We start from the raw sequence: 20,768 nt of genomic DNA, 5'->3' as shown, positions 1-20,768 counted from the left end.
CGCATAAGCGACTATAATCAGTATATAAAATCATAGCACATTCATTAGCTTGTTATTAACATTACCTGAGCTTACTCTTTTTAAATATTACACCATTGGAATAAATACGCATCTATGCAAAAGCCTGCCTATCTTGCAATTTTAGTTTGTCTTACTTTACTATATAGCGTAAGTGGCGAAAGCCAAGCGCAAACAGACGCCGTTAGCAATGAAGCCGAAAAGCGAAACCAACCCAGCGACCAAAATGGCGACTTTAGATGGGTTTCTGACAAGCTATTTACCTATTTGCGCGCAGGTCCAGGCACCAACTACCGCTTACTAGGTTCAATTACCGCTGGTACTAAAGTGCAACTACTACAGACAAACAGCGAAGACGGTTTTGCTGAAATTATTGATGATAGACAGCGTACCGGCTGGATAGAGCTAAAGTTTGTCAGCCCTAGTCAATCAGCCAAAGAGCAGCTTGAAGATGTTGCAGCTTCGTTAACACAACAAAACACAAAAGTGACGAACCTGCAGGCAGAGTTAAGCGCTAATGCGCTTAACCTTGAATCGCTTAATACACAAAAGAATAAGTTCAACAGACAAGTGACACGGCAGCTAGAAGAAATTGCGCGTTTAAACGAAACCATAGAAAAACGGGGGCGATCAAACAGCATTGAGTGGTTCACCCGCGGTGCAATACTCGGGGTTGTTGCCTTGCTTATTGGCTATATCCTTGGCTTATTTGGACGTAAGCGTAAGTCAAGCGGCCGACTAATATAATAAAAATGCCCGTTTAAAAAATATTAAACAGGCATTTTAAAGCTTCATTTGACCATCAAAGTTTCAAGCTACTCGTCGTCTTCCGTCATGGTCATTAGCGACGTATTACCGCCTGAGGCAGTAGTGTCTACGCTAACTGTTTTTTCAGTGAGTAAGCGACCAATCATATTGTCGTTATGCTCAGCAGTAATAACCGGTAGTATTGCACCATCTCTTAAGGCCATCTTTTGCACAAAACGAGAGGTTCTAGACGTACTGCTATCTACTACCATGCCCGCAATATCTTTGTGTTCAAGTAAGGCTTCAAGGTGCTTCAAACGTGCCACTTGGAATACGCCTTTTGGCGCCCCCGTGCTCTCAAATTTATCTTTATACGTAAGCGCTTCTTCATAAAACAAGTCAGACACTACCGCAACCACCACATTTCCGGTAGCAAGTGCGGTTACAATAGACAGGGTCCAATACTCAAAGGCCACTTCTTTGTCGGCGAAGGTGACCAAAATACCTCTTGGCTCTAAATGTAGAGTGTTGCTTTCACCCGTTGGCCCAGGCAGCACCTGTGGCTTCTTCAAGCGCTTTTCAACAGACAGTAGCTGGGAACGGGCGCTTGCTAAGGTAGAGTTTAAATCTTCCGCAAGCTCCTCAACAATGTCGACCGTTGCAATTTTGGCCAACAGTTGGCGAACCGCCGACAATCTTGACGTTAAGGTGCTTAATCGCCATTCTTGCACTACTTTATTAGCTCGCGTCATCATGTCAGCTACTTCGCTATGCGACTTTTCATCGCTCATTAAGGCCGGATCATGGGTAAAGCCGTCAGCAAACTCTTCACCAACGCCGACTAAATTAGGCGTAACTTTTTCCATCATTAAGCGCGGCAAGTAGTTCGGTCCGCCTGCCTTAGGGCCGGTGCCGGACAGGCCGCGTCCGCCAAAGGGTTGTACGCCAACTATTGCTCCAATCATGTTGCGGTTGATATACACATTACCCGCACCTGACAGTTGCGCTAACTCGTAGGCCCGCTCTTCAATGCGCGTGTGAATTCCCATTGTTAAGCCATAGCCAGTGGCATTTATTTGGTCCATGACTTTCAGTAAGTCACCGCCTTTATAACGCACAATATGTATGCAAGGTCCAAATACTTCTTTTGTTAATACGCTCAAATCACTAATTTCAAATAAATGCGGTGCAAAGAAAGTACCGTCTAAACTCGCGTCTAATTCGCATTTATATAAAAGCTTGCCTTTTTGCTGCATAAAAACTTCGTGCTCGGTAAGCGCTTTTAAAGCTTTTTCATCAATAACAGGACCAAGATCAGTCGACAACCACTGTGGGTCGCCTATACTGAGCTCTTTCATCGCCCCAATAATCATTTCAATAATGTCATCGGCAACTACGTCCTGTAAAAATAAAACACGCAGAGCCGAGCAGCGCTGGCCAGCGCTTCTAAAGCCCGACGTCACCACATCATCTACCACCTGCTCTGGCAGCGCTGTAGAGTCAACTATCATGCAGTTTTGCCCGCCAGTTTCAGCAATAAGCGGCACTTGCGTAGAAGCACGTTGGGCCAAGGTGCGTGATATTAACGTGCCTGTTTGGGTGGAGCCTGTGAATATTACACCTGCAATACGTTCGTCAGGCAGTAAGGTGTTGCCAACCTGCGGACCGGTAGAAATGACCATTTGCAGCGCCTCTTTTGGCAAGCCAACGGCATACATTAACTCAGCCGCACGCATAGCGATTAAGCTAGTTTGTTCTGCTGGTTTAGCCACGACGGTGTTGCCAGTTGCCAACGCCGCCACTACCTGGCCTAAAAAGATTGCCAAGGGGAAGTTCCAAGGGCTTATACATAAAATAACGCCGCGTGGTGTGAGCCTATTATCAGGGTCTATTTTTTGTGCTTCAACGGCATAGTAGCGCGCAAAATCGACCGCTTCGCGTACTTCATCCACGCTGTCTTCGGTAATTTTACCGGCTTCTTTTATGCATAAACCAATCAGCTCGTCCATGTGGCGCTCTAAAATATCAGCCACACGCATGAGTATCTCACAGCGATGGGTGACTGGCGTGTTCGACCAACTGGCAAAAGCATCATGCGCAATAGCAAGTTTGGCTAGCATTTGCTCAGGGCTATCAAAATGGTGGTGGCCCACAATTTCAGACAACTTAGCGGGGTTGCGCACAATATAGTCTGCGCTATCGCTTATTTGAAGACTGCTGGTATGTAAATCAAACCATTTAGCGATGTTAGCTGACATATCCGTTAACTTATTAATGTCGTAAACATCGAAACCTTTAGAGTTTAAGCGGCTATCGCCATACAGGTTAATCGGCATTGTTATTTGAGTGTTGACTCTTTTAGCCAGTCTTTGGGTAAATTCTACGGGGTCACTTAATAATTCTTCAACTGCTTTCTTTTCGTCCACTATGGCATTAACAAACGAAGAGTTCGCCCCGTTTTCAAGTAATCTTCTGACCAAATAGGCGAGTAAGTCTTCGTGCTGACCCACTGGTGCATAAACACGGCATTGAATCCCTTCTTCCTTTACGATTTGGTCATATAATGTGTCGCCCATACCGTGCAAGCATTGAAACTCAAAACCTTCTTTGTCGTCTCCAGCAAGTTCAATAATGACCGAGGCGGTATAGGCATTATGTGTTGCAAACTGCGGATAAATAGAGTCGCGGTAAGCAAGTAAGCGGTTGGCACATGCATGATAAGACACGTCGGTGGATGCTTTTCGGGTAAACACTGGAAAATCTTCATATCCGCCTTGCTGGGTGTGTTTAATTTCGGTATCCCAATAAGCACCTTTTACTAGGCGCACCATCATCTTTTTATTGACTCGGGTGGTAATCTCACGTATCCACTCAATCACAAAAATAGCGCGTTTTTGGTATGACTGAACCGCCAAGCCAAAGCCCTGCCAGTCGTCAAGGTCGGGATCACTAAACACTTTTTCAATAATATCTAATGATATTTCCAAACGCTCCGACTCTTCCGCGTCGACCGTTAAGCCGATGTTATGTTTTTTAGCCTGTAGGCACAGCTTCTTTAAGCGATCGCAAATTTCCGGCACTACCTTTTCGTACTTCACATAATCGTAGCGCGGATGAATGGCTGAAAGTTTCACCGAAATACCAGGACTACGACGAGGACCTTTGCCTGCACCTGCTTTTCCGATGACTTCTATGGCATCACTGTAGGCCTTGAAATAGCGGTCTGCGTCGGCAAAAGTCCGAGCGCCTTCGCCTAACATGTCGTAAGAATATACATAGCCCGCTTTTTCTTTGTCTTGTGCGCGCTTTACAGCGTCTTCTATGGTTTCACCCATCACAAACTGCTTGCCCATTACTTTCATAGCAATGTTCATAGCACGGCGAATTACAGGCTCGCCCATACGGCCTAGCGTTTTCTTTAACAAGCCAAACTGCGCTTTTTTACGCACGTTGGTATAGTTCACCATGTTTCCGGTAAACATGAGTCCCCACGCAGCTGCATTGACGAACATCGAGTCGCTGTTGCCTAAGTGACTCGACCACTGACCGTTAGCTAACTTGTCTCTTATAAGTTGGTCTTGCGTGTGCTTGTCTGGCACGCGCAACAAAGCTTCAGCCAAACACATTAGCACGACGCCTTCTTCTGAAGATAGTGAATACTCTTGAAGCAGCGCATCTACCCCGCCGTGACCTTCTTGTTCTTTACGGATCCGCAATACCAAGGTACGAGCACGCTCCCATGCACGACTTCTTGCCCTCATACTTACCTCAGCTTCTGGTAAAATATGCTCCACAACCTGAGCTTCATTAATCCGATAAAAGTCTCGGATTTTTTGCCTAGTAGTCGAATGGGTCGCAAGACTTGTGTTTATGAGCATGTAGCACCTCTAAATAATGGTAAAAGTCGTATTTAAAACAATGTGAACGTGTTAAATTTCGCCGTACAATAATCGTTATCAATGTAATAAGCTACCTAAGTCGAATATTTTTTACAAGTAGCTAACTAGTCTCTGTCAACTTACGGAAACTGTATACATCGCATGCTATTATTATGGCGTATAGAAGCGTCAAAATAAGTGTTTTTTGTTTACACGGCACAGGCACTTATCTTTGGTTTAAGCAGAGGCATATATGAAAAAAAAATGGATTGCGCTGTTGTTAATTGTCATGCTTAGCGCATTGCAATACAGGCTCTGGTTTGGCAAAAACAGTGTCTATGACTTTCAATTTAAGCAAGACCAAATTACCACGATAAGCGAACAAAATGCGAATTTACGGCAGCGTAATCAACTCCTTAGAGCCGACATAGAAGATTTACAATTGGGCTTAGAATCCATGGAAGAGCGCGCGCGTAACGAATTAGGCCTGATTAAAGAAGGCGAAACTTTCTACCGTATATTGCCCAAAGAGTGACTGCCTTGCCATCTACCTCTATATTCCCTGTGATTATCCCCGCGGCAGGAATTGGCAGCAGAGTGGCTGCCGCTACTGCAAAGCAATATGTCAGCATTGGCGGAAAAACAATATTAGAGCACACCGTGCAGATCTTTTTATCACATAATCAAATTGGTAAAATTATTGTAATGTTGCACCCTGAAGATTACACTTTCACCACTTTATCAATTGCTAATCACCCACAGGTTATGGCGGTTATTGGTGGCTGTGAGCGCGTAGACTCTGTGCTACAAGGCTTACGCTGTATTGTTAACTTCCAAGACCCAACACAATTTGTGTTAGTTCATGACGCTGCAAGACCTTGCGTCAACGCGCAAGACATAACACGACTTATTGAAAGGTGCACGGCTATTGCACCAAGCGATAATGTCTGTGGCGCAATACTGGCGTGTCCCGTTACCGATACTATTAAAAAAGCCGCTTCTACAAAAATATCTTCAGGACATTCACAACACTTTTCTATAATAGATAATACGATAGAGCGTTCTTTGCTGTGGCATGCACAAACGCCGCAGATGTTTCGCATGAATGAATTGATACACGCAATTGAAACAGGTTTAGCTAAGGGCACAAAGCTAAGCGATGAAGCCTCTGCTATGGAAAATTGTGGAAAAAGCGTGTTATTAGTAGAGGGGCCTTCTAGCAATATAAAAATTACGAAACCCAGCGATATAGCACTTGCTACATTTTACTTAAGCGCCATTAACAAGAGCAATAAATAATACGCGCTTTATATATGAACGTTAAAACAACGGTTATGCCATACAGGACAAGCAACAATGATACGAGTAGGACACGGTTACGATGTACATAAATTTGGCGGTGAAGGCCCCATCACTTTATGCGGTGAAAAAATTGACCATACCCACGGCCTTATTGCGCACTCCGACGGTGACGTGGCAATACATGCTTTGTGTGATGCACTATTAGGTGCTCTAGCCCTTGGTGACATAGGTAAGCATTTTCCTGACACCAGCGCTGACTTTAAAGATGCTGACTCAATGCACCTACTGACGCATGTATACGGCCTGATTAATGACAAAGGTTATACGCTGGGAAACGCAGATATTACCATCGCCGCGCAGGTGCCTAAACTTGCCCCTTATATACTTAATATGCGCAGCAACATAGCCAAACAGCTAAAGATAAGCGTTGATAACATAAGTGTAAAGGCAACCACCACCGAAAAACTTGGTTTTGTGGGGCGTGAAGAAGGTATTGAAGCACACGCAATGGTCTTGGTTTGCGCATGCTGAATTTACAGGTAGACCCTTGGACACACTTACACGGTGGTGCGCTTTTTAACGCCACTATAAAAACGCAACTAAGCGACTTCAAAGTCTTTGAAACATTAAGCTTTGAGCCCAATAGCAGCGGTGAGCATACACTTATTCACATTGAAAAAACCGGCTTAAATACTGCGTTTGTGGCCGAAGCGCTGGCTAAATTTGGCAAATTACCCTTACGTAATGTTAGCTACGCTGGTCGCAAAGATAAATACGCCATCACCTCACAGTGGTTTGGCATTTATCATGGCGGCAAAGCTAAAACCGATTGGTTAACATTTGAAATGCCCGGCGTTCGCATTATCGAGACGGTGCAAAATGAACGAAAGCTGCGCACCGGCGCAATAAAATCTAATAAATTTGAGATTGTAATGCGCGATATTGACACGCTAGACCAAGCTGCCCTGTTGAGCCGAATAGAGGCCATAAAGGTGCGCGGCGTGCCAAACTACTATGGCAACCAGCGTTTCGGCGAGCTTATTAAATCCGATGGCAGCGTGATACTGGGCGGCAATTTACAACTGGCAGAAAAACTAGTAAACGGTGAAGAAATCCGTAACCGTAATAAACGATCAATGGCAATTTCAGCCCTTAGAAGTTGGCTTTTTAATCACTTTGTCAGCAATCGCATCAGCCAACTTGCCTACCAGGCATTGCTTGACGGTGATGCCTTGTCGTTAAGCGGCAGCAATAGTTTTTTTATTCACGCGCAAAATGATGAAGCACTCCTAGCGGCAACGACCGACAGACTTAAACGAGGCGATGTGTTAGTTACCGCGCCTTTATGGGGAGAAGGTGAACTAGATAGTCAAGGCCAAGCAAGAACCTTTGAACAATCAGCAGCAGATGAGTATTCACAGGTTTGTGATACTTTGGTGCGCTTGCAATTATCTCAACAAAGACGACCGGTATTGCTCTTTGTTGAAGATTTTTCGGTACAAATAAGCGATAATTCAGCCGTACTTTCATTTAGCCTGCCGTCGGGTTGTTTCGCCACCTCGGTACTGCGAGAAATAGCGAACGTTAAAGTAGGTTCGCATGCGCACGTTATAACATCTTAATATAGCTGGAAGCATCAGTATGACATCACGTAAAGGCTTACAGTTGGCCGGGGTATTAAAGCAAGAGGGCATTACCAATGAAGCGGTGATGGCAACTATCGCTAGCGTTCCCAGAGAAATATTTTTACCGGCAGCGCTGGCGCACAAGGCGTATGAAAACATCGCCCTACCGATAGGGCAAGGACAAACCATTTCCCAACCTTATATTGTCGCCAAAATGACAGAGCTGCTCTTAAGCGGTATTGGGCCTGCGGCAAAAGTATTAGAAGTGGGCACAGGTTCAGGCTATCAGACCTCGATTTTAGCCAAAATATTTGCGCAAGTATGCAGTGTCGAGCGTATTAAAGCGCTACAGTTTCAAGCAAAGCGCCGTTTAAACCAGCTTGATTTACATAACGTAAAATTGAAACACGGTGATGGTTGGCAAGGCTGGGCGAGTAAATCTCCCTTTGATGGCATTATAGTCACCGCGGCAGCCGCCAATATACCTGAGCAGCTTATAAATCAATTGGCCGACGGCGGTCGCTTAATTATCCCCGTAGGCGGCAAGCAGCAGCAGTTGCTTTGTATTGACAAGCAAAACGGAAATTTGTCCAACACCGTCATTGAAGTCGTCAATTTTGTGCCTCTCGTTGCAGGGGATATAATATGAAATTGTTAACCGCTTACACGATATTTGACTAACATGAGTATAACCGTATTTAATAAGCTTGCGCTAATTCGCCTGTTAAGAAAAACACGCCGCCACACCACAATGTTGGCATTACCACTATCGTTAGCATTATTCATGAGCGCCTGCTCCAACAATTTTGTACCCGCGCCTGTGGTGCATTTGTCGACCAAAACTGCCACTGTGGAAAACGTAACCCAAATCACTGGTGACACCTACATAGTAGAGCCAGGAGACACCCTATTTGCTATCGCTTTTTACAGTGGAAACGACTACCGAGAACTAGCTAGGCTAAATAACATATCGCCCCCTTACACAATTAAATTAGGCCAGAAGCTGCGTTTAAACCCTGTAAAGACTAAGCAAGTTACGGCGAAAACCAGTGAAGCGCGAAGCACTGAAAACAATGTAAGCATGAACAAAGTTAAGCAAACAAAACAGCAGCAATCTACTGCAAAAAAGCCGGCGCCGACAAGTGAAAATCAAGTCAGCAATCATGTAGCTTTAAATACCACTAACAATCAATTGGCCTGGGCATGGCCTGCTAGTGGAAATCGCACTATCGCGACGGTTGGGAGCGACGGCAGTAATCGTGGATTAGATATTAAAGGTATGCTAGGCGCACAGGTACTAGCTGCGGCTGATGGAAAAGTTGTTTATGCTGGCAATGCTTTAAAGGGCTACGGAAATTTAATTATCATAAAGCATAACAACGATTATTTGAGTGCATATGCACATAACAACACCATCTTGGTGAGCGAGCAAACATTTGTTAAGCAAGGACAGAAAATCGCCACTATGGGCAGTTCAGGTGCAAGTGAGACAATGCTGCACTTTGAAATTAGGAAAAAAGGAAAGTCAGTTGACCCTTTTCGCTATCTGCCCGGGCAATAGCATTGCTTTATTATTGCTAGATGTGCTTTATTTTGAGCGTAAAAGGGTAATAAACTCATACTCATGCGCATTCTTTTCATCAGGCTGATGAGTTTCACGCTCGAGCACTTTCCATGAAGCCATTTTTTCGTAATCAGGAAATTGAGTATCTCCTTCAATGTCTATATTAATGAAGGTTAAGAATAGCTGTTGGGCTTTTTGCAAAAAAGCTTCATATATCGCGCCACCGCCAATGATCATTACCTCGTCCGCTTCTATTGAAGCAATCCTTAGCGCAGAATCACAGTCATGCACGACAATAGCATCGCTTAAAGTATAAGCTTGGTTGCGCGTAACCACAATGTTTTTGCGACCAGGCAGGGCTTTGCCAATGGATTCATACGTTTTACGTCCCATAACCACAGGCTTCCCTAGGGTTACTGATTTAAAGTGCTTTAAATCAGCAGGTAAGTGCCAAGGCATTTGATTATCTTTACCGATTACTCTGTTTTTTGCCATTGCGGCAATCATACTAATTTTTATCATAATTCAATGCTTTATTGATGCCGTTTGGCATAATTATAAAAACTGCTGTACAGCCAAATTACTAATTCTATTCGTTCACATATACAACGTTAGGATGGTCGTCATCTTCATCATCGTCATCGTCTTCGTCGTCAAAATCGTCGTTATCAATGCTTTCTTGCGCCTTGCTAGCCACTAGTGCACTGTCCCATGTAAAGCTCATTGGTTCATTATCTTGCTCATTTTCTTCTTGCGGCGGCAGGGTAAGCATAAACTGCATGATATCTTGACACAGCTCCATTGAACCATACTTGTTAATTGCTGACATTTGATAATAGTCGTCTTCCCAACCCATTTGATCCGCTATTTGCTCACAAAGGGCATCAGCTTCTTGCTCAAGCATTAGGTCTACTTTGTTAAAGACCAACCAGCGCGGCTTAGCGGCTAGCTTTGGATTATAAGTTTCAAGCTCGTTGATAATGGTCAGTGCATTTTCGACTGGGTCACTGCCGTCACTGGGCATAATATCAACCAAGTGAAGCAGTACGCGACAGCGTTCAAGATGCTTTAAAAATTGAATACCTAAGCCAGCCCCTTCAGAGGCACCTTCAATCAAACCAGGGATATCGGCAATAACAAAACTTGCCTGCGAGTCGAGCCTGACGACGCCCAGATTAGGCACAAGAGTGGTAAAAGGGTAATCAGCAACTTTTGGCTTAGCCGCTGATACAGAGCGTATAAAAGTAGATTTACCAGCATTTGGCAAACCTAATAGGCCTACGTCAGCTAGCAACAACAACTCTAGGGTTAAATGGCGAATTTCACCCTTAGTACCGTCTGACTTTTGACGAGGCGCTCGGTTAGTGCTACTTTTAAAACGTGCATTGCCTAAACCATGAAAGCCTCCTTGGGCTACTTTCATCGTTTGCCCGTGCACGGTTAAGTCGCCTAGCACTTCACCCGTTTCTTTGTCGGTTGCGCGCGAGCCTACCGGTACTTTTAAATAGAGGTCTTCGCCTTTACGCCCTGTGCAGTCGCTGCCTTGACCGTTTTTACCGCGCTCAGCGCGGTGGAAACGTTCAAATTGGAAATCGATGAGCGTATTTAAGTTCTCATCGGCTTCAAGATAAACACAGCCGCCGTCACCACCATCGCCGCCGTCAGGACCGCCATTGGGTATGTATTTTTCGCGTCTAAATCCAACTACGCCGTTACCGCCGTCTCCAGCTTCTACGCGTATTTCTGCTTCATCTACAAATTTCATTTACTTGGCTTAATCCTGTATGACTGTGTATAAATCACTGACCTTGTGTGGAGAGTATATCAGCTTTATTAATGTTCGATAACTAGGCGCTTCAACTTCATATTACGAGGTGAAAAACGTAAGTTGCGTTAACTACTATGAGTGTGGTGAAAACCAAACCATTAAAGCAAAAAAAACCCCGCAGCTGCGAGGTTTTTGTATTAATTACCAACCGTATTATGCAGCAACTATGCTTATAAATTTCCGGTTTTTAGGGCCTTTCACTTCAAACAGAACTTTACCGTCAGTAAGAGCGAAGAGGGTGTGGTCACGACCAATACCCATGTTTTCCCCAGGGTGGAACTTAGTCCCACGCTGACGCATAATTATGTTACCAGCTAACACGTCTTGACCACCAAAGCGCTTAACACCTAAGCGCTTACTGATTGAGTCGCGACCGTTTTTGGTACTACCACCGGCTTTTTTATGTGCCATGAGTTCGTCTCCTAATACTTGCTAATGAGCGATTAACGATAGTCATACTACAATGCTACCGTTAATAATTCTATAAAATAGTTACGCGCTTATCGCTGTAATTTTCACTTCCGTGAACCACTGGCGATGTCCTGTTTGAGTCCTAGAATTCTTTCTACGACGAAACTTAACAATTTTAATCTTGTCGCCACGACCATGGGTAACGACTTCAGCGGTGACTTTACCGCCGACTACTTTAGGTGTGCCAATTTTAATATCGTCACCGTTACTGACCATCAAGACTTCATCAAACTCTACGGTTTCACCCGGAGCAACTTCGATTTTTTCTAGACGAACGGTTTGACCTTCGGCCACACGGTGTTGTTTACCACCACTTTGGAAAACCGCGTACATATATTTCTCCGCACTGCGCATTCATGCGCTTAATTCAAAAAACAGGGCGCGAATTATAGGTAAAGTTTCGTTTCGTTACAAGCAGAAATTGCACTTAATTCACACAATATCGGTCTTGTTATCAATTTACACTCAAGCAAGGCTTATTTTTCATCTAAAACATCGACATAACTAGAGATACATGGCGTTTAATGTAAAATAGCGGTAATCCAATAAATAATATAAAGAGTGGCATGGATCTTACCAGCATAAAAACCTTGAGCGAATCTGACATGAACGCGGTTAATAAACTCATACAGCAGCAAGTGGCTTCAGATGTCGTATTGATTAATCAGCTTGGGTTTTATATCGTCAACAGTGGCGGTAAACGCATTCGTCCGCTCATCACGATACTTGCCGCGCGCGCACTTGGTATAAACAACAACAATCATCATACTTTAGCGGCTATTATTGAATTCATTCACACCGCGACCCTACTGCACGACGACGTGGTGGACGAATCTACCATGCGTCGAGGACGCGAAACAGCAAATGCTGTGTTTGGTAATCAAGCCTCGGTCTTAGTAGGTGATTTTTTATATTCACGCGCGTTTCAAATGATGGTCGCCTTAAAGCGAATGCCCGTAATGGAAATACTGTCAGACGCTACCAACCGAATAGCCCAAGGTGAAGTCATGCAGTTAATGAACTGCAATGATCCCAATACCACCGAAAAAAGCTATTTAGACGTGATTTATAGTAAAACTGCGCGCTTATTTGAAGCGGCGACTCAGTTAGCGGCAGTGCTAACAGACCAACCTGAAATAATAGAAAAAGCAATGCAAGACTATGGCAAACATTTAGGCACCGCGTTTCAACTGGTAGACGACGTACTTGACTACGTCGCTAATGAGCAAGACATGGGTAAAAAAGCGGGAGATGACCTAGCGGAAGGTAAACCTACGTTGCCGCTACTTCATGCGATGTGGAACGCATCTCCTAGCGACGCTGTACTTATTCGAAGTGCAATTGAAAATGCTGACGGTATGGATAATTTTGATATTATTTTGGGGCTTATGCACCAGTCTGGTTCAATTAAATACACCCAAGATTTAGCGCTAGAAGAAGCAAGCAAAGCAAAAGAGGCCTTGTCGGTTATACCTGAGTCGCAATACAAAAGTGCTTTACTCGGGCTAGCCGACCTTTCCGTAAATAGAATCAGCTAAAACCTTATATATTTACGCATTTACCGCATGACTTAGCCTAAGCCAGCCTCTCGCGTCATGTTCTCGTTGCGCAGTTGGTGCACAATAACGTTATCCTCAATTCTCACACCACCAAAAGGTCGCATGTGGTCAATCACATTCCAATTAACATATTTTGAATGTTCGCTGCCTTTTAAATTAGCTAATAATGACTCAATGAAATATACGCCTGGCTCGATAGTGAAGACATGTCTGGCTTCTATTATGCGAGTGCATCTCAAAAATGGGTGCTGCTGTGGTGGTGGGTTTTGCGTAGCTCTATCATCGCTTGCATGCCCTAAAACATCGTGTACCTGCAAGCCTAAATGGTGCCCCACGCCATGCGGGAAAAACGTGCTCACAATACCTAAATCTACAGCATCTTGGGGTGGCATATTAAGCACCCCAAAGTTAGTCAGAATGTGTGCCACGCCTAAATATGCGGCCTTATGAATATCGACATAGCCGACGCCTGGTTTCATTTTATCAACCAAGGATAGATTAAGTGCACTCACCGCTTTTATTAAGTCAGCAAATTCATGCCCAGCCTTTGTGGTGTAGGTACGAGTAATGTCTGCGGCATAACCTTGAAAGCTGGCGCCTGCGTCAATTAAAAAAGATAAATTTTGTGCCGGCTTACTATTTTCAAGTGCGGTGTAATGCAGTATTGAACTATGCTCGTTTAGCGCCACAATATTGCCGTAAGGCACTTCATTGTCACCCTGTTTAGCGGCCAGCAAGTAAGCTTGGTTAATTTCAAATTCACTACTGTGCTCCATAAATGCTTTAGCTGCCGATTTATGAGCACCTACTGCGATACGGTTTGCTTGGCGCATACACGTAAGCTCATAATCAGTTTTATAGGCTCTATGGTAGTGCAAGTAGTGCATTACTCTATCGGGATTGACTACGTCAAAGCCCAAGGCTTTTGCCACTTCAATATACTCGCCAATGTAGGCATAACGAGACTTGTCGTAGGGCAGATGTTTTTCGACGGTATTGGCCTGCTTTAAGTAAACAATGTCAAAGTATTCGACCCAGAAGTCAGTGGGCGTTTGCGGGACTTTATGCCAAAAATCTACTGGCTGGTAAAACACCAGCTTGGGTTTGTCTACGCCATTAACAATTAACCAACAGTTTGGGTTGTCGATTATTGGCAACCAAGCTTTAAATTGGGGGTTTACCCTAAATGGATAAATGGTATCGTCTAAAAAGTGCTTTTTGCCTTGACCAGAATGAATCACCAATCCGTCAATGCTTTCGCGCGCTAGCGCTTCTTGTGTGCGTGTTTGTAATGTGTCGATATGTTGGGCGTACATCGTCGCCATTGCGTCGTTTGACATACTTTATTTATACCTTCTACTATCGCTTCTGTTATCGTTTCATGCTGTCACAACGCAAGCATGCGTGCGAAATGATAAAGCGCTAAGCCATGTAAGTTTGTATCGACAACTAAAGCGAGACAGGGATTGGCGTAGCAATAAATCTTTCAAAAACAGAGGCCTTTGCCAGCGCCATTTCACCAGGCAACACCACTTCATTATGCAACTGTGCATAATAAATTTGTTTGTAGGCGGTTACGGCTTTCACGTAATTGCGCGTTTCACGAAAAGGGATCAGTTCTACCCAAATATCGGAGGCAAGTGCCTCGACTTGTGGCAGCCATTTTTGCACGTTTCGCCACCCTGCATTGTAGGAAGCAGACACCAAAATTTGATTGTTATCTAACTTGTCCATGAGATAACGTAAATACTTATTGCCAAGCCTAACGTTTGTTTCTGCGTCTAGCAATCTTTTTGAACTGATATACCTTTTCTCTAAATATTTGGCGGTACTGGGCAATAACTGCATCAACCCTCTGGCATTGGCAGGCGACACAGCATCGGGCATAAAGGAGCTTTCTCGGCGAGCAATGGCGAATGCCCATTCAGGATCTATGTCCTTTTTGTTCGCTTCGCGCACCATAATATCGGCAAATGCGATGGGGAAACGCCGAGTCACATCGTTCAAATAACCGTGCCGTGAAAATGTAAAAATGGCTTGGTCGGGCCAATCCCAAGCGCTTGATATTACAGCTGTTGCCAGCTTCTCATCTTCATCCAATTGGCCTTGGGTATGACGCCACTCTAAACGAGCTTCGTGCTGGCGACCTAACTTACGTAACTCATATGCTCGCTGACTTGACGCCAACGACTTTACTTTGAAGACAAGTTCATCGGGTACCACCACAGGCAAATTCTCAAGCTGGTAAGGCAGGCCTACTCGTGCACTGGCTAGAAAGCCATAGTAATGCCGATGAGTGGCTACCTGTTTATACAGTATATTGGCTTCATCTTGCCTGCCAAGCTGCTCGTACGCCCGCGCAAGCCAGTAGCTGTATTTTTTTGCGGCTACTTTTTGTGGGGCAGCGTTTTCAATCAAGAGTACAACCCGCGCCCAGTCTTGCTGACGTAATAGATACGCAAGATGCCACCGCATTACTTCTGGATCATCTGCTCCAGCTGCGGCTTTTAACAAATACTCTTCGGATGCCTCATGGTCGTCAATCGCTAGCTTTATACCAAAACGAGAGTATATATGGGCCCGCTGTGCTTGTGTAAAAACCATGCTTGTCTCAGCTTTTTGCATAATCTGCACAGCTAAGTTACGGTCGCGCCATACCAGACGAGTCAAGCCATAGCTCATAATGTCAGCTTCAATTAGCGGATACTGGCCTATAAACGCTTTACTATTTTTGACATAAGCAGGATTTCGCCGAGTATTTTGCCATAGATCGGCTAAGTACTGCTTTTCTTTGGGCAGCAAAGTGCGCAGGTAAGGAATGAGAGTGTGTTGTCCGCCGTCGGCCGCTTTTTGAATGCGCAGCAGCACGAGGTCTTCACTTAACTGATTTGCCGCAATCCACTTTTTAAAAATGCCGTCGCATTGCTTAGGCTGCGATTCGGCAACGGTCCATAGCTCAGCAATTTGTGAGTAAAGCCTGGTAATATCGGTTCCCAGCGCTACTGTAAAATCAAGATAAGCGCAGGCAAGCGCTGCGTCACTTGTCGCTGTGTAAAATTCCACGAAAAGTGCTGCACGCTGTCTTTGTTCTAAATATTGTAACCAATTGCGTCTTAGTTTTCGTGCCAAGGGTGTGCCCTCATATTGCACTAAAAAAGCACGCACCTGTTCTTCATCAGACAACTGCAGGCGATCGCTTAGTTTACGTTCAATTAAATAAGGAATAAGTGGGTAGTCGCTCAGAGATTGCACCGTTTCCATTAACGCAAAATTGTCCATTTGCCAAACTCTCTTTTCAGCGCGCACAAATGCCGCGCGCTGTGCCTCTCTATCAGGCATGGCGAACAAATCATCAGCAGCGCTTGTCTGAGCAAAGCCAACAGCACTAAAAACACACAAAATAAAAAATGAGCTCAACATCAATATGGACCTGTTTATCATAAAAGTCGGCTGCCCTTTTTCAACCAGCAAAGACGACCCACACGAATTATATGCGATATTGAGGACAAATTTTGCCCTAGCGAAAAGATTGATGGATGTTCTCCTGAATGTTTTTACAAATGTTGTTATGGTTACCCTCGTCACCACTGAACAAAATATTTTAGAAACAATATATGCGCTAGTAAGAATGGCAATGTGAAAGAAAAGTAAGACCTATCAAAGGTTAATTGTGTATTATCTGCTGCCGTATTATTTATACAATAAGTAATCGCAATAGTTCTGTGCAGCGAAAGAAAAAGTCTGTAAGCAACAGCATTGAACATGCCAAACATCCATTCTTTTCATTTTTGGAACCTATTTAGCGTTAACGAATATGGATCTACGGTATCACGCTAAATGATAGTCATAAGGACTTTATGCTGTAAGCTATTGCTGATCATTAGTGGTTTTATTTTGTAACAATCTATACATTCACTTAAAGGAGATAACCATGGTTTACGAAGGCAAAAGTCTTAGCGTAACAATGACTGATGGCGGTATTGCCGAGTTAGTTTTCGATGCCCCAGGCTCGGTTAATAAATTTGACCAACAAACAATATCTGAGCTTGACCAAGCAAACGCCGCCATTAAAGACAATAGCAGTATTAAGGGTGTCTTAGTTCGCTCGGCAAAATCAAGTTTCATCGTAGGCGCAGATATTACCGAATTTACTGATTTATTCAGTCTGCCTGAGCCTGAAGTTCTGGCTTGGGTGGCTAAAACATCGCAGGTATTTGACCACTTTGAAGATTTACCCGTGCCTACTATATGCGCAATTAATGGGTTTGCACTGGGCGGTGGCTTTGAAATGAGCTTGGCCTGCGACCTGCGTTTAGCGGATGAAACAGCGCAAGTGGGCTTTCCGGAAGTGAGTTTAGGCTTAATGCCAGGCTTTGGCGGTACTGTACGCTTACCTAGAGTCATAGGCGCTGACAATGCACTGCAGTGGATGACAACAGGCAAGCCTAGAAAGGGCCAGCAAGCGTTAGCAGAAGGCGCTATTCAGGGCGTAGTTGCAGCGCAGCAGTTACATGAAGGTGCCCGCACCATGCTGCTTAGCGCTATCAACGGCAAACTAGATTGGCAGGGGCGTCGTGAACAGAAAAAAGCGCCGCTTAAACTGAATAAGAATGAAGCAACTATGAGTTTCTCAACGGCGGCTGCTATGGTTGCTGCCCAGGCTGGCAGACATTACCCAGCCCCTCATAAGGTGGTTGAAACCGTTCAAAAAGCAGCACGAAGTGGCCGCAACGAGGCTTTAAAACTTGAAAACGAAGGTTTTGTGGCATTATCCAGAACCGACGCATGTAAAGCGCAGGTAGGTATCTTTTTAGCTGATCAAGCTGTTAAAGGCAAAGGTAAAAAGCTGGCTAAAAGCGCCGCTAGAGTCATAAGGCAGCACGCTGTTTTAGGCGCAGGAATAATGGGCGGTGGTATCGCATATCAAGGTGCCATAAACGGTGTACCCACCGTTATGCGCGACATTGCGCAACCAGCGCTAGATTTAGGCTTAAACGAGGCTTCAAAAATATTAGTAAAAGGGATGGAGCGCGGTAAAGTAGACGCTAAGAAAATGGCCACTACCCTCAACAACATTACTCCTACCCTAGATTTAAAGGCCATTGCTAATGCCGACCTTGTTATTGAAGCGGTGGTTGAAAATCCAAAGGTAAAAGCGGCGGTGCTTAAAGAAGCAGAAGACACGGTCAGCGAAGATGCCATTATTTGCTCGAACACATCCACAATTTCTATCGATTTACTGGCTGAGTCTTTACGCAAGCCTGAACGCTTCTGCGGCATGCACTTTTTTAACCCCGTGCATAAAATGCCATTAGTTGAAGTTATTCGCGGCAAGGCCACTAGCGATGCAACCATCGCTGCGGTTGTGTCGGCGACCTTAAAAATGGGTAAGACGCCTATTGTGGTTAACGACTGCCCCGGCTTTTTAGTTAACCGTGTATTGTTTCCCTACTTTGCCGGTTTCAGCAAACTAGTTATTGACGGCGCCGACTTTACCGCAATTGACAAGGTAATGGAAAAAGTATTCGGATGGCCCATGGGCCCCGCATACTTATTAGATGTGGTTGGCATGGACACCGCCGAGCACGCTGCTGGCGTAATGTCTAACGGTATACCACAGCGTATGCAAAAAATTGATAATGACCCTGTGACATTGCTATATAGCAGCTCCCGATTGGGCCAAAAAAACGCCAAAGGCTTTTATAACTATGGTATCGACAAACGTGGGCGTCCAAGTAAAGTTCCCGCCGATGAAGCTTATGCCTTGTTTGCTTCGCATGGAGGGGCTAAGCGTGAGTTTGACACACAAGAGATTATTGCTCGCGTGATGATCCCCATGGCTAATGAAGCCATTCGATGTTTGGAAGAAGGCATCGTAGGCAGTGCAGCAGAAGCTGATATGGCCTTGCTATACGGCTTAGGCTTTCCTCCCTTTAGAGGCGGAATATTTCGCTATATTGAGACCATGGGCTTAGCGAACTTTGTGGCACTTGCCGATAAATACGCAAGCTTAGGCCCGATTTACCAAATTAGCGACGGTGTGCGGGAAATGGCCGCATCAAACAAGTCATATTTTGCATAGACAAGCGTCTTTGTTTAGGCAATAAGGAGAATAAAATGAAAGATGTAGTGGTAATTGATTGTATTCGTACGCCAATGGGGCGCTCTAAAGGCGGTGTTTTCAGAAATGTGCGCGCCGAGACTTTATCGGCCCATCTTATGAGTAAGCTATTAGCGCGTAACCCCAATGTCGATCCTAGTGAAATAGAAGATATTATTTGGGGCTGTGTACAGCAAACTAAAGAGCAAGGTTTTAACGTTGCGCGTAATGCGCAGTTATTAACTGATATTCCTAGAAGTACTGGTGCGGTAACGGTAAACCGTCTGTGTGGCTCTTCAATGCAGGCCCTGCACGATGCTGTTTCTGGTATTATGAGCGGACGCGGCGACGTATATATGATTGGCGGTGTGGAGCACATGGGGCACATTCCCATGGATTACAACATTGACTTTCACCCTGGTTTGTCAATCAAGACAGCTAAAGCTTCTGGCAGCATGGGCATGACCGCCGAATTGTTAGGCCGTCAAAATGGTATTAGCCGTGAAATGCAGGACGAATTTGGCGCACGATCTCACCAAAATGCGCATAAAGCGCATTTGAATGGCGGCTGGGATAACGAGATAGTACCTATTGAAGGACATGACGCTAACGGCCTACTCACGCTAGTTGAAAGTGATGAAGTGATCCGCCCTGACACCACCACGCAAACGCTTGCCGGTTTACGCCCGGCGTTTGACCCAGTTAACGGCACAGTAACGGCCGGCACATCCTCGGCTATTTCTGACGGTGCGTCAGCTATGTTGATAATGTCGGGCGAGCGCGCAAAAGCATTAGGCCTAAGGCCTCGCGCTAAAATTAGAGCCATGGCGGTGGCTGGCTGTGACCCTGCGATTATGGGTTTTGGTCCAGTACCTGCCACTCAAAAAGCGCTTAAGCGCGCCGGCATGACGATGGATGACATAGAACTGGCTGAATTTAACGAAGCTTTTGCCGCGCAGGCACTTTCCTGTATTAAGCAGCTTGGTTGGTTAGATGTATACAATGAGAAAGTAAACTTAAAAGGCGGCGCGATTGCATTAGGTCACCCTTTAGGTTGCTCGGGGTCGCGTATTTCAACCACCTTAATAAACGTACTTGAAGACAATAATAAGTCGGTTGGTTTAGCTACCATGTGCATTGGCTTAGGGCAAGGTATTGCGACCATATTCGAAAGAGTATAAAACGTAGATGTAAAAATGGCACGCAATGCGTGCCATTTCATTTAGAAACTTGGATAGTTTCTGATTTTCATAAAAACTAGATAGTTTCGACGTTTGCAGCTTGCAAGCCTTTTTGGCCTTCTTCTACTTCAAAAGATACTTTTTGACCTTCTGGAAGCGTCTTGTAACCTTCTGCAACGATTGCACGAAAATGAACGAATACATCCTTGCCGCCATTATCTTGTGTTAAAAAACCAAAACCTTTTTCAGGATTGAACCACTTAACTGTGCCTGTGACTTTAGACATGTAAACCTCTAATAAAAATAAATAAAACGCGTAAAAATTTACGCAATTGAATTTTTTGCAAGAGTCTTTCAAGAATTAATAACTTAGGAATAAACAACGTCAAACACTGGAACTGCGGTTGGAGCATGTGGTTATATGTAGCTACGAACGAACTTTCAAAACATTGACTTACTAAAAACATTTTGAGTATAGCACGTATTTCTCAACAA

Annotated in this window: 19 protein-coding genes; 11 read left to right on the top strand and 8 right to left on the bottom strand. The window is 44.6% G+C overall.

Annotated features, from left to right (window positions below):
* The first annotated feature begins 114 nt into the window (after positions 1 to 114).
* A complete protein-coding gene (locus BAE46_RS04515; RefSeq protein WP_070111865.1) occupies positions 115 to 765 on the top strand; it encodes a TIGR04211 family SH3 domain-containing protein in 651 nt (216 codons plus the stop codon).
* A 68-nt stretch (positions 766 to 833) separates the two neighbouring features.
* On the opposite strand, the gene putA is transcribed toward BAE46_RS04515, so the two are convergent.
* A complete protein-coding gene (putA, locus tag BAE46_RS04510) occupies positions 834 to 4,643 on the bottom strand; it encodes a bifunctional proline dehydrogenase/L-glutamate gamma-semialdehyde dehydrogenase PutA (protein ID WP_040521080.1) in 3,810 nt (1,269 codons plus the stop codon).
* 253 nt (positions 4,644 to 4,896) lie between these two features.
* On the opposite strand from putA, the gene ftsB reads away from it, so the two are divergent.
* Genes ftsB through BAE46_RS04480 form a run of 6 tightly spaced genes read left to right on the top strand, consistent with a single transcriptional unit; the run spans position 4,897 to position 9,131 of the window.
* Positions 4,897 to 5,178: a cell division protein FtsB gene (gene ftsB, locus BAE46_RS04505; RefSeq protein WP_006007199.1), complete on the top strand. Its 282-nt coding sequence runs from the start codon at positions 4,897 to 4,899 to the stop codon at positions 5,176 to 5,178.
* A 5-nt stretch (positions 5,179 to 5,183) separates the two neighbouring features.
* Positions 5,184 to 5,942 (top strand): 2-C-methyl-D-erythritol 4-phosphate cytidylyltransferase, encoded by a 759-nt coding sequence (gene ispD / locus BAE46_RS04500; protein WP_006007201.1) that lies wholly within the window; start codon positions 5,184 to 5,186, stop codon positions 5,940 to 5,942.
* 57 nt (positions 5,943 to 5,999) lie between these two features.
* The gene (gene ispF / locus BAE46_RS04495) at positions 6,000 to 6,476 is read left to right on the top strand and encodes a 2-C-methyl-D-erythritol 2,4-cyclodiphosphate synthase (protein ID WP_006007203.1); all 477 of its coding nucleotides are present in this window, start codon (positions 6,000 to 6,002) and stop codon (positions 6,474 to 6,476) included.
* Entirely contained in the window at positions 6,470 to 7,567 is a 1,098-nt protein-coding gene (truD, locus tag BAE46_RS04490; protein ID WP_006007206.1) for a tRNA pseudouridine(13) synthase TruD, read from the top strand. The genes ispF and truD overlap by 7 nt, the downstream gene beginning before the upstream one ends.
* A gap of 13 nt (positions 7,568 to 7,580) precedes the next feature.
* Positions 7,581 to 8,219 (top strand): protein-L-isoaspartate(D-aspartate) O-methyltransferase, encoded by a 639-nt coding sequence (locus BAE46_RS04485; RefSeq protein ID WP_040521082.1) that lies wholly within the window; start codon positions 7,581 to 7,583, stop codon positions 8,217 to 8,219.
* A 33-nt stretch (positions 8,220 to 8,252) separates the two neighbouring features.
* Positions 8,253 to 9,131 carry a peptidoglycan DD-metalloendopeptidase family protein gene (locus BAE46_RS04480; RefSeq protein ID WP_244884983.1) on the top strand — a complete coding sequence of 293 codons (879 nt, stop codon included), beginning with the start codon at positions 8,253 to 8,255 and terminating at the stop codon, positions 9,129 to 9,131.
* Between the two features lie 27 nt (positions 9,132 to 9,158).
* On the opposite strand, the gene folA is transcribed toward BAE46_RS04480, so the two are convergent.
* The 4 genes from folA to rplU form a co-directional block, all read right to left on the bottom strand.
* On the bottom strand, positions 9,159 to 9,656 hold the full coding sequence (folA, locus tag BAE46_RS04475; protein WP_006007214.1) for a type 3 dihydrofolate reductase: 498 nt from the start codon (positions 9,654 to 9,656) through the stop codon (positions 9,159 to 9,161).
* Positions 9,657 to 9,723: 67 nt separating this feature from the next.
* Positions 9,724 to 10,899, bottom strand: a complete 1,176-nt coding sequence (gene cgtA / locus BAE46_RS04470; protein ID WP_006007216.1) for an Obg family GTPase CgtA — start codon at positions 10,897 to 10,899, stop codon at positions 9,724 to 9,726.
* Positions 10,900 to 11,115: 216 nt separating this feature from the next.
* Positions 11,116 to 11,373: a 50S ribosomal protein L27 gene (rpmA, locus tag BAE46_RS04465; RefSeq protein ID WP_006007218.1), complete on the bottom strand. Its 258-nt coding sequence runs from the start codon at positions 11,371 to 11,373 to the stop codon at positions 11,116 to 11,118.
* Positions 11,374 to 11,454: 81 nt separating this feature from the next.
* Positions 11,455 to 11,766 carry a 50S ribosomal protein L21 gene (rplU, locus tag BAE46_RS04460; RefSeq protein ID WP_006007220.1) on the bottom strand — a complete coding sequence of 104 codons (312 nt, stop codon included), beginning with the start codon at positions 11,764 to 11,766 and terminating at the stop codon, positions 11,455 to 11,457.
* Between the two features lie 233 nt (positions 11,767 to 11,999).
* On the opposite strand from rplU, the gene ispB reads away from it, so the two are divergent.
* Complete coding sequence (ispB, locus tag BAE46_RS04455) at positions 12,000 to 12,971, top strand: octaprenyl diphosphate synthase (RefSeq protein WP_006007223.1); 972 nt, start codon at positions 12,000 to 12,002, stop codon at positions 12,969 to 12,971.
* A gap of 32 nt (positions 12,972 to 13,003) precedes the next feature.
* Here the strand turns inward: ispB and pepQ are convergent, their stop codons facing one another.
* Both pepQ and BAE46_RS04445 read right to left on the bottom strand, forming a co-directional pair.
* Positions 13,004 to 14,332 (bottom strand): Xaa-Pro dipeptidase, encoded by a 1,329-nt coding sequence (gene pepQ, locus BAE46_RS04450; protein ID WP_070111864.1) that lies wholly within the window; start codon positions 14,330 to 14,332, stop codon positions 13,004 to 13,006.
* A 109-nt stretch (positions 14,333 to 14,441) separates the two neighbouring features.
* A complete protein-coding gene (locus tag BAE46_RS04445) occupies positions 14,442 to 16,412 on the bottom strand; it encodes a transglycosylase SLT domain-containing protein (RefSeq protein WP_070111863.1) in 1,971 nt (656 codons plus the stop codon).
* 4 nt (positions 16,413 to 16,416) lie between these two features.
* On the opposite strand from BAE46_RS04445, the gene BAE46_RS04440 reads away from it, so the two are divergent.
* The 3 genes from BAE46_RS04440 (at position 16,417) to fadA (ending at position 20,273) form a co-directional block, all read left to right on the top strand.
* Complete coding sequence (locus BAE46_RS04440; protein ID WP_070111862.1) at positions 16,417 to 16,632, top strand: hypothetical protein; 216 nt, start codon at positions 16,417 to 16,419, stop codon at positions 16,630 to 16,632.
* Positions 16,633 to 16,923: 291 nt separating this feature from the next.
* The gene (gene fadB / locus BAE46_RS04435; protein WP_070111861.1) at positions 16,924 to 19,074 is read left to right on the top strand and encodes a fatty acid oxidation complex subunit alpha FadB; all 2,151 of its coding nucleotides are present in this window, start codon (positions 16,924 to 16,926) and stop codon (positions 19,072 to 19,074) included.
* Positions 19,075 to 19,109: 35 nt separating this feature from the next.
* Positions 19,110 to 20,273: an acetyl-CoA C-acyltransferase FadA gene (fadA, locus tag BAE46_RS04430; RefSeq protein WP_070111860.1), complete on the top strand. Its 1,164-nt coding sequence runs from the start codon at positions 19,110 to 19,112 to the stop codon at positions 20,271 to 20,273.
* A gap of 76 nt (positions 20,274 to 20,349) precedes the next feature.
* Here the strand turns inward: fadA and cspE are convergent, their stop codons facing one another.
* Complete coding sequence (cspE, locus tag BAE46_RS04425) at positions 20,350 to 20,559, bottom strand: transcription antiterminator/RNA stability regulator CspE (RefSeq protein ID WP_006007234.1); 210 nt, start codon at positions 20,557 to 20,559, stop codon at positions 20,350 to 20,352.
* Between the last annotated feature and the right edge of the window lie 209 nt (positions 20,560 to 20,768).

It is taken from the genome of Glaciecola punicea (genome assembly GCF_001756615.1).
In the GTDB taxonomy this organism is placed as follows: Bacteria; Pseudomonadota; Gammaproteobacteria; order Enterobacterales; family Alteromonadaceae; genus Glaciecola; species Glaciecola punicea.
This window is presented reverse-complemented; position numbering and strand designations above follow the sequence as displayed.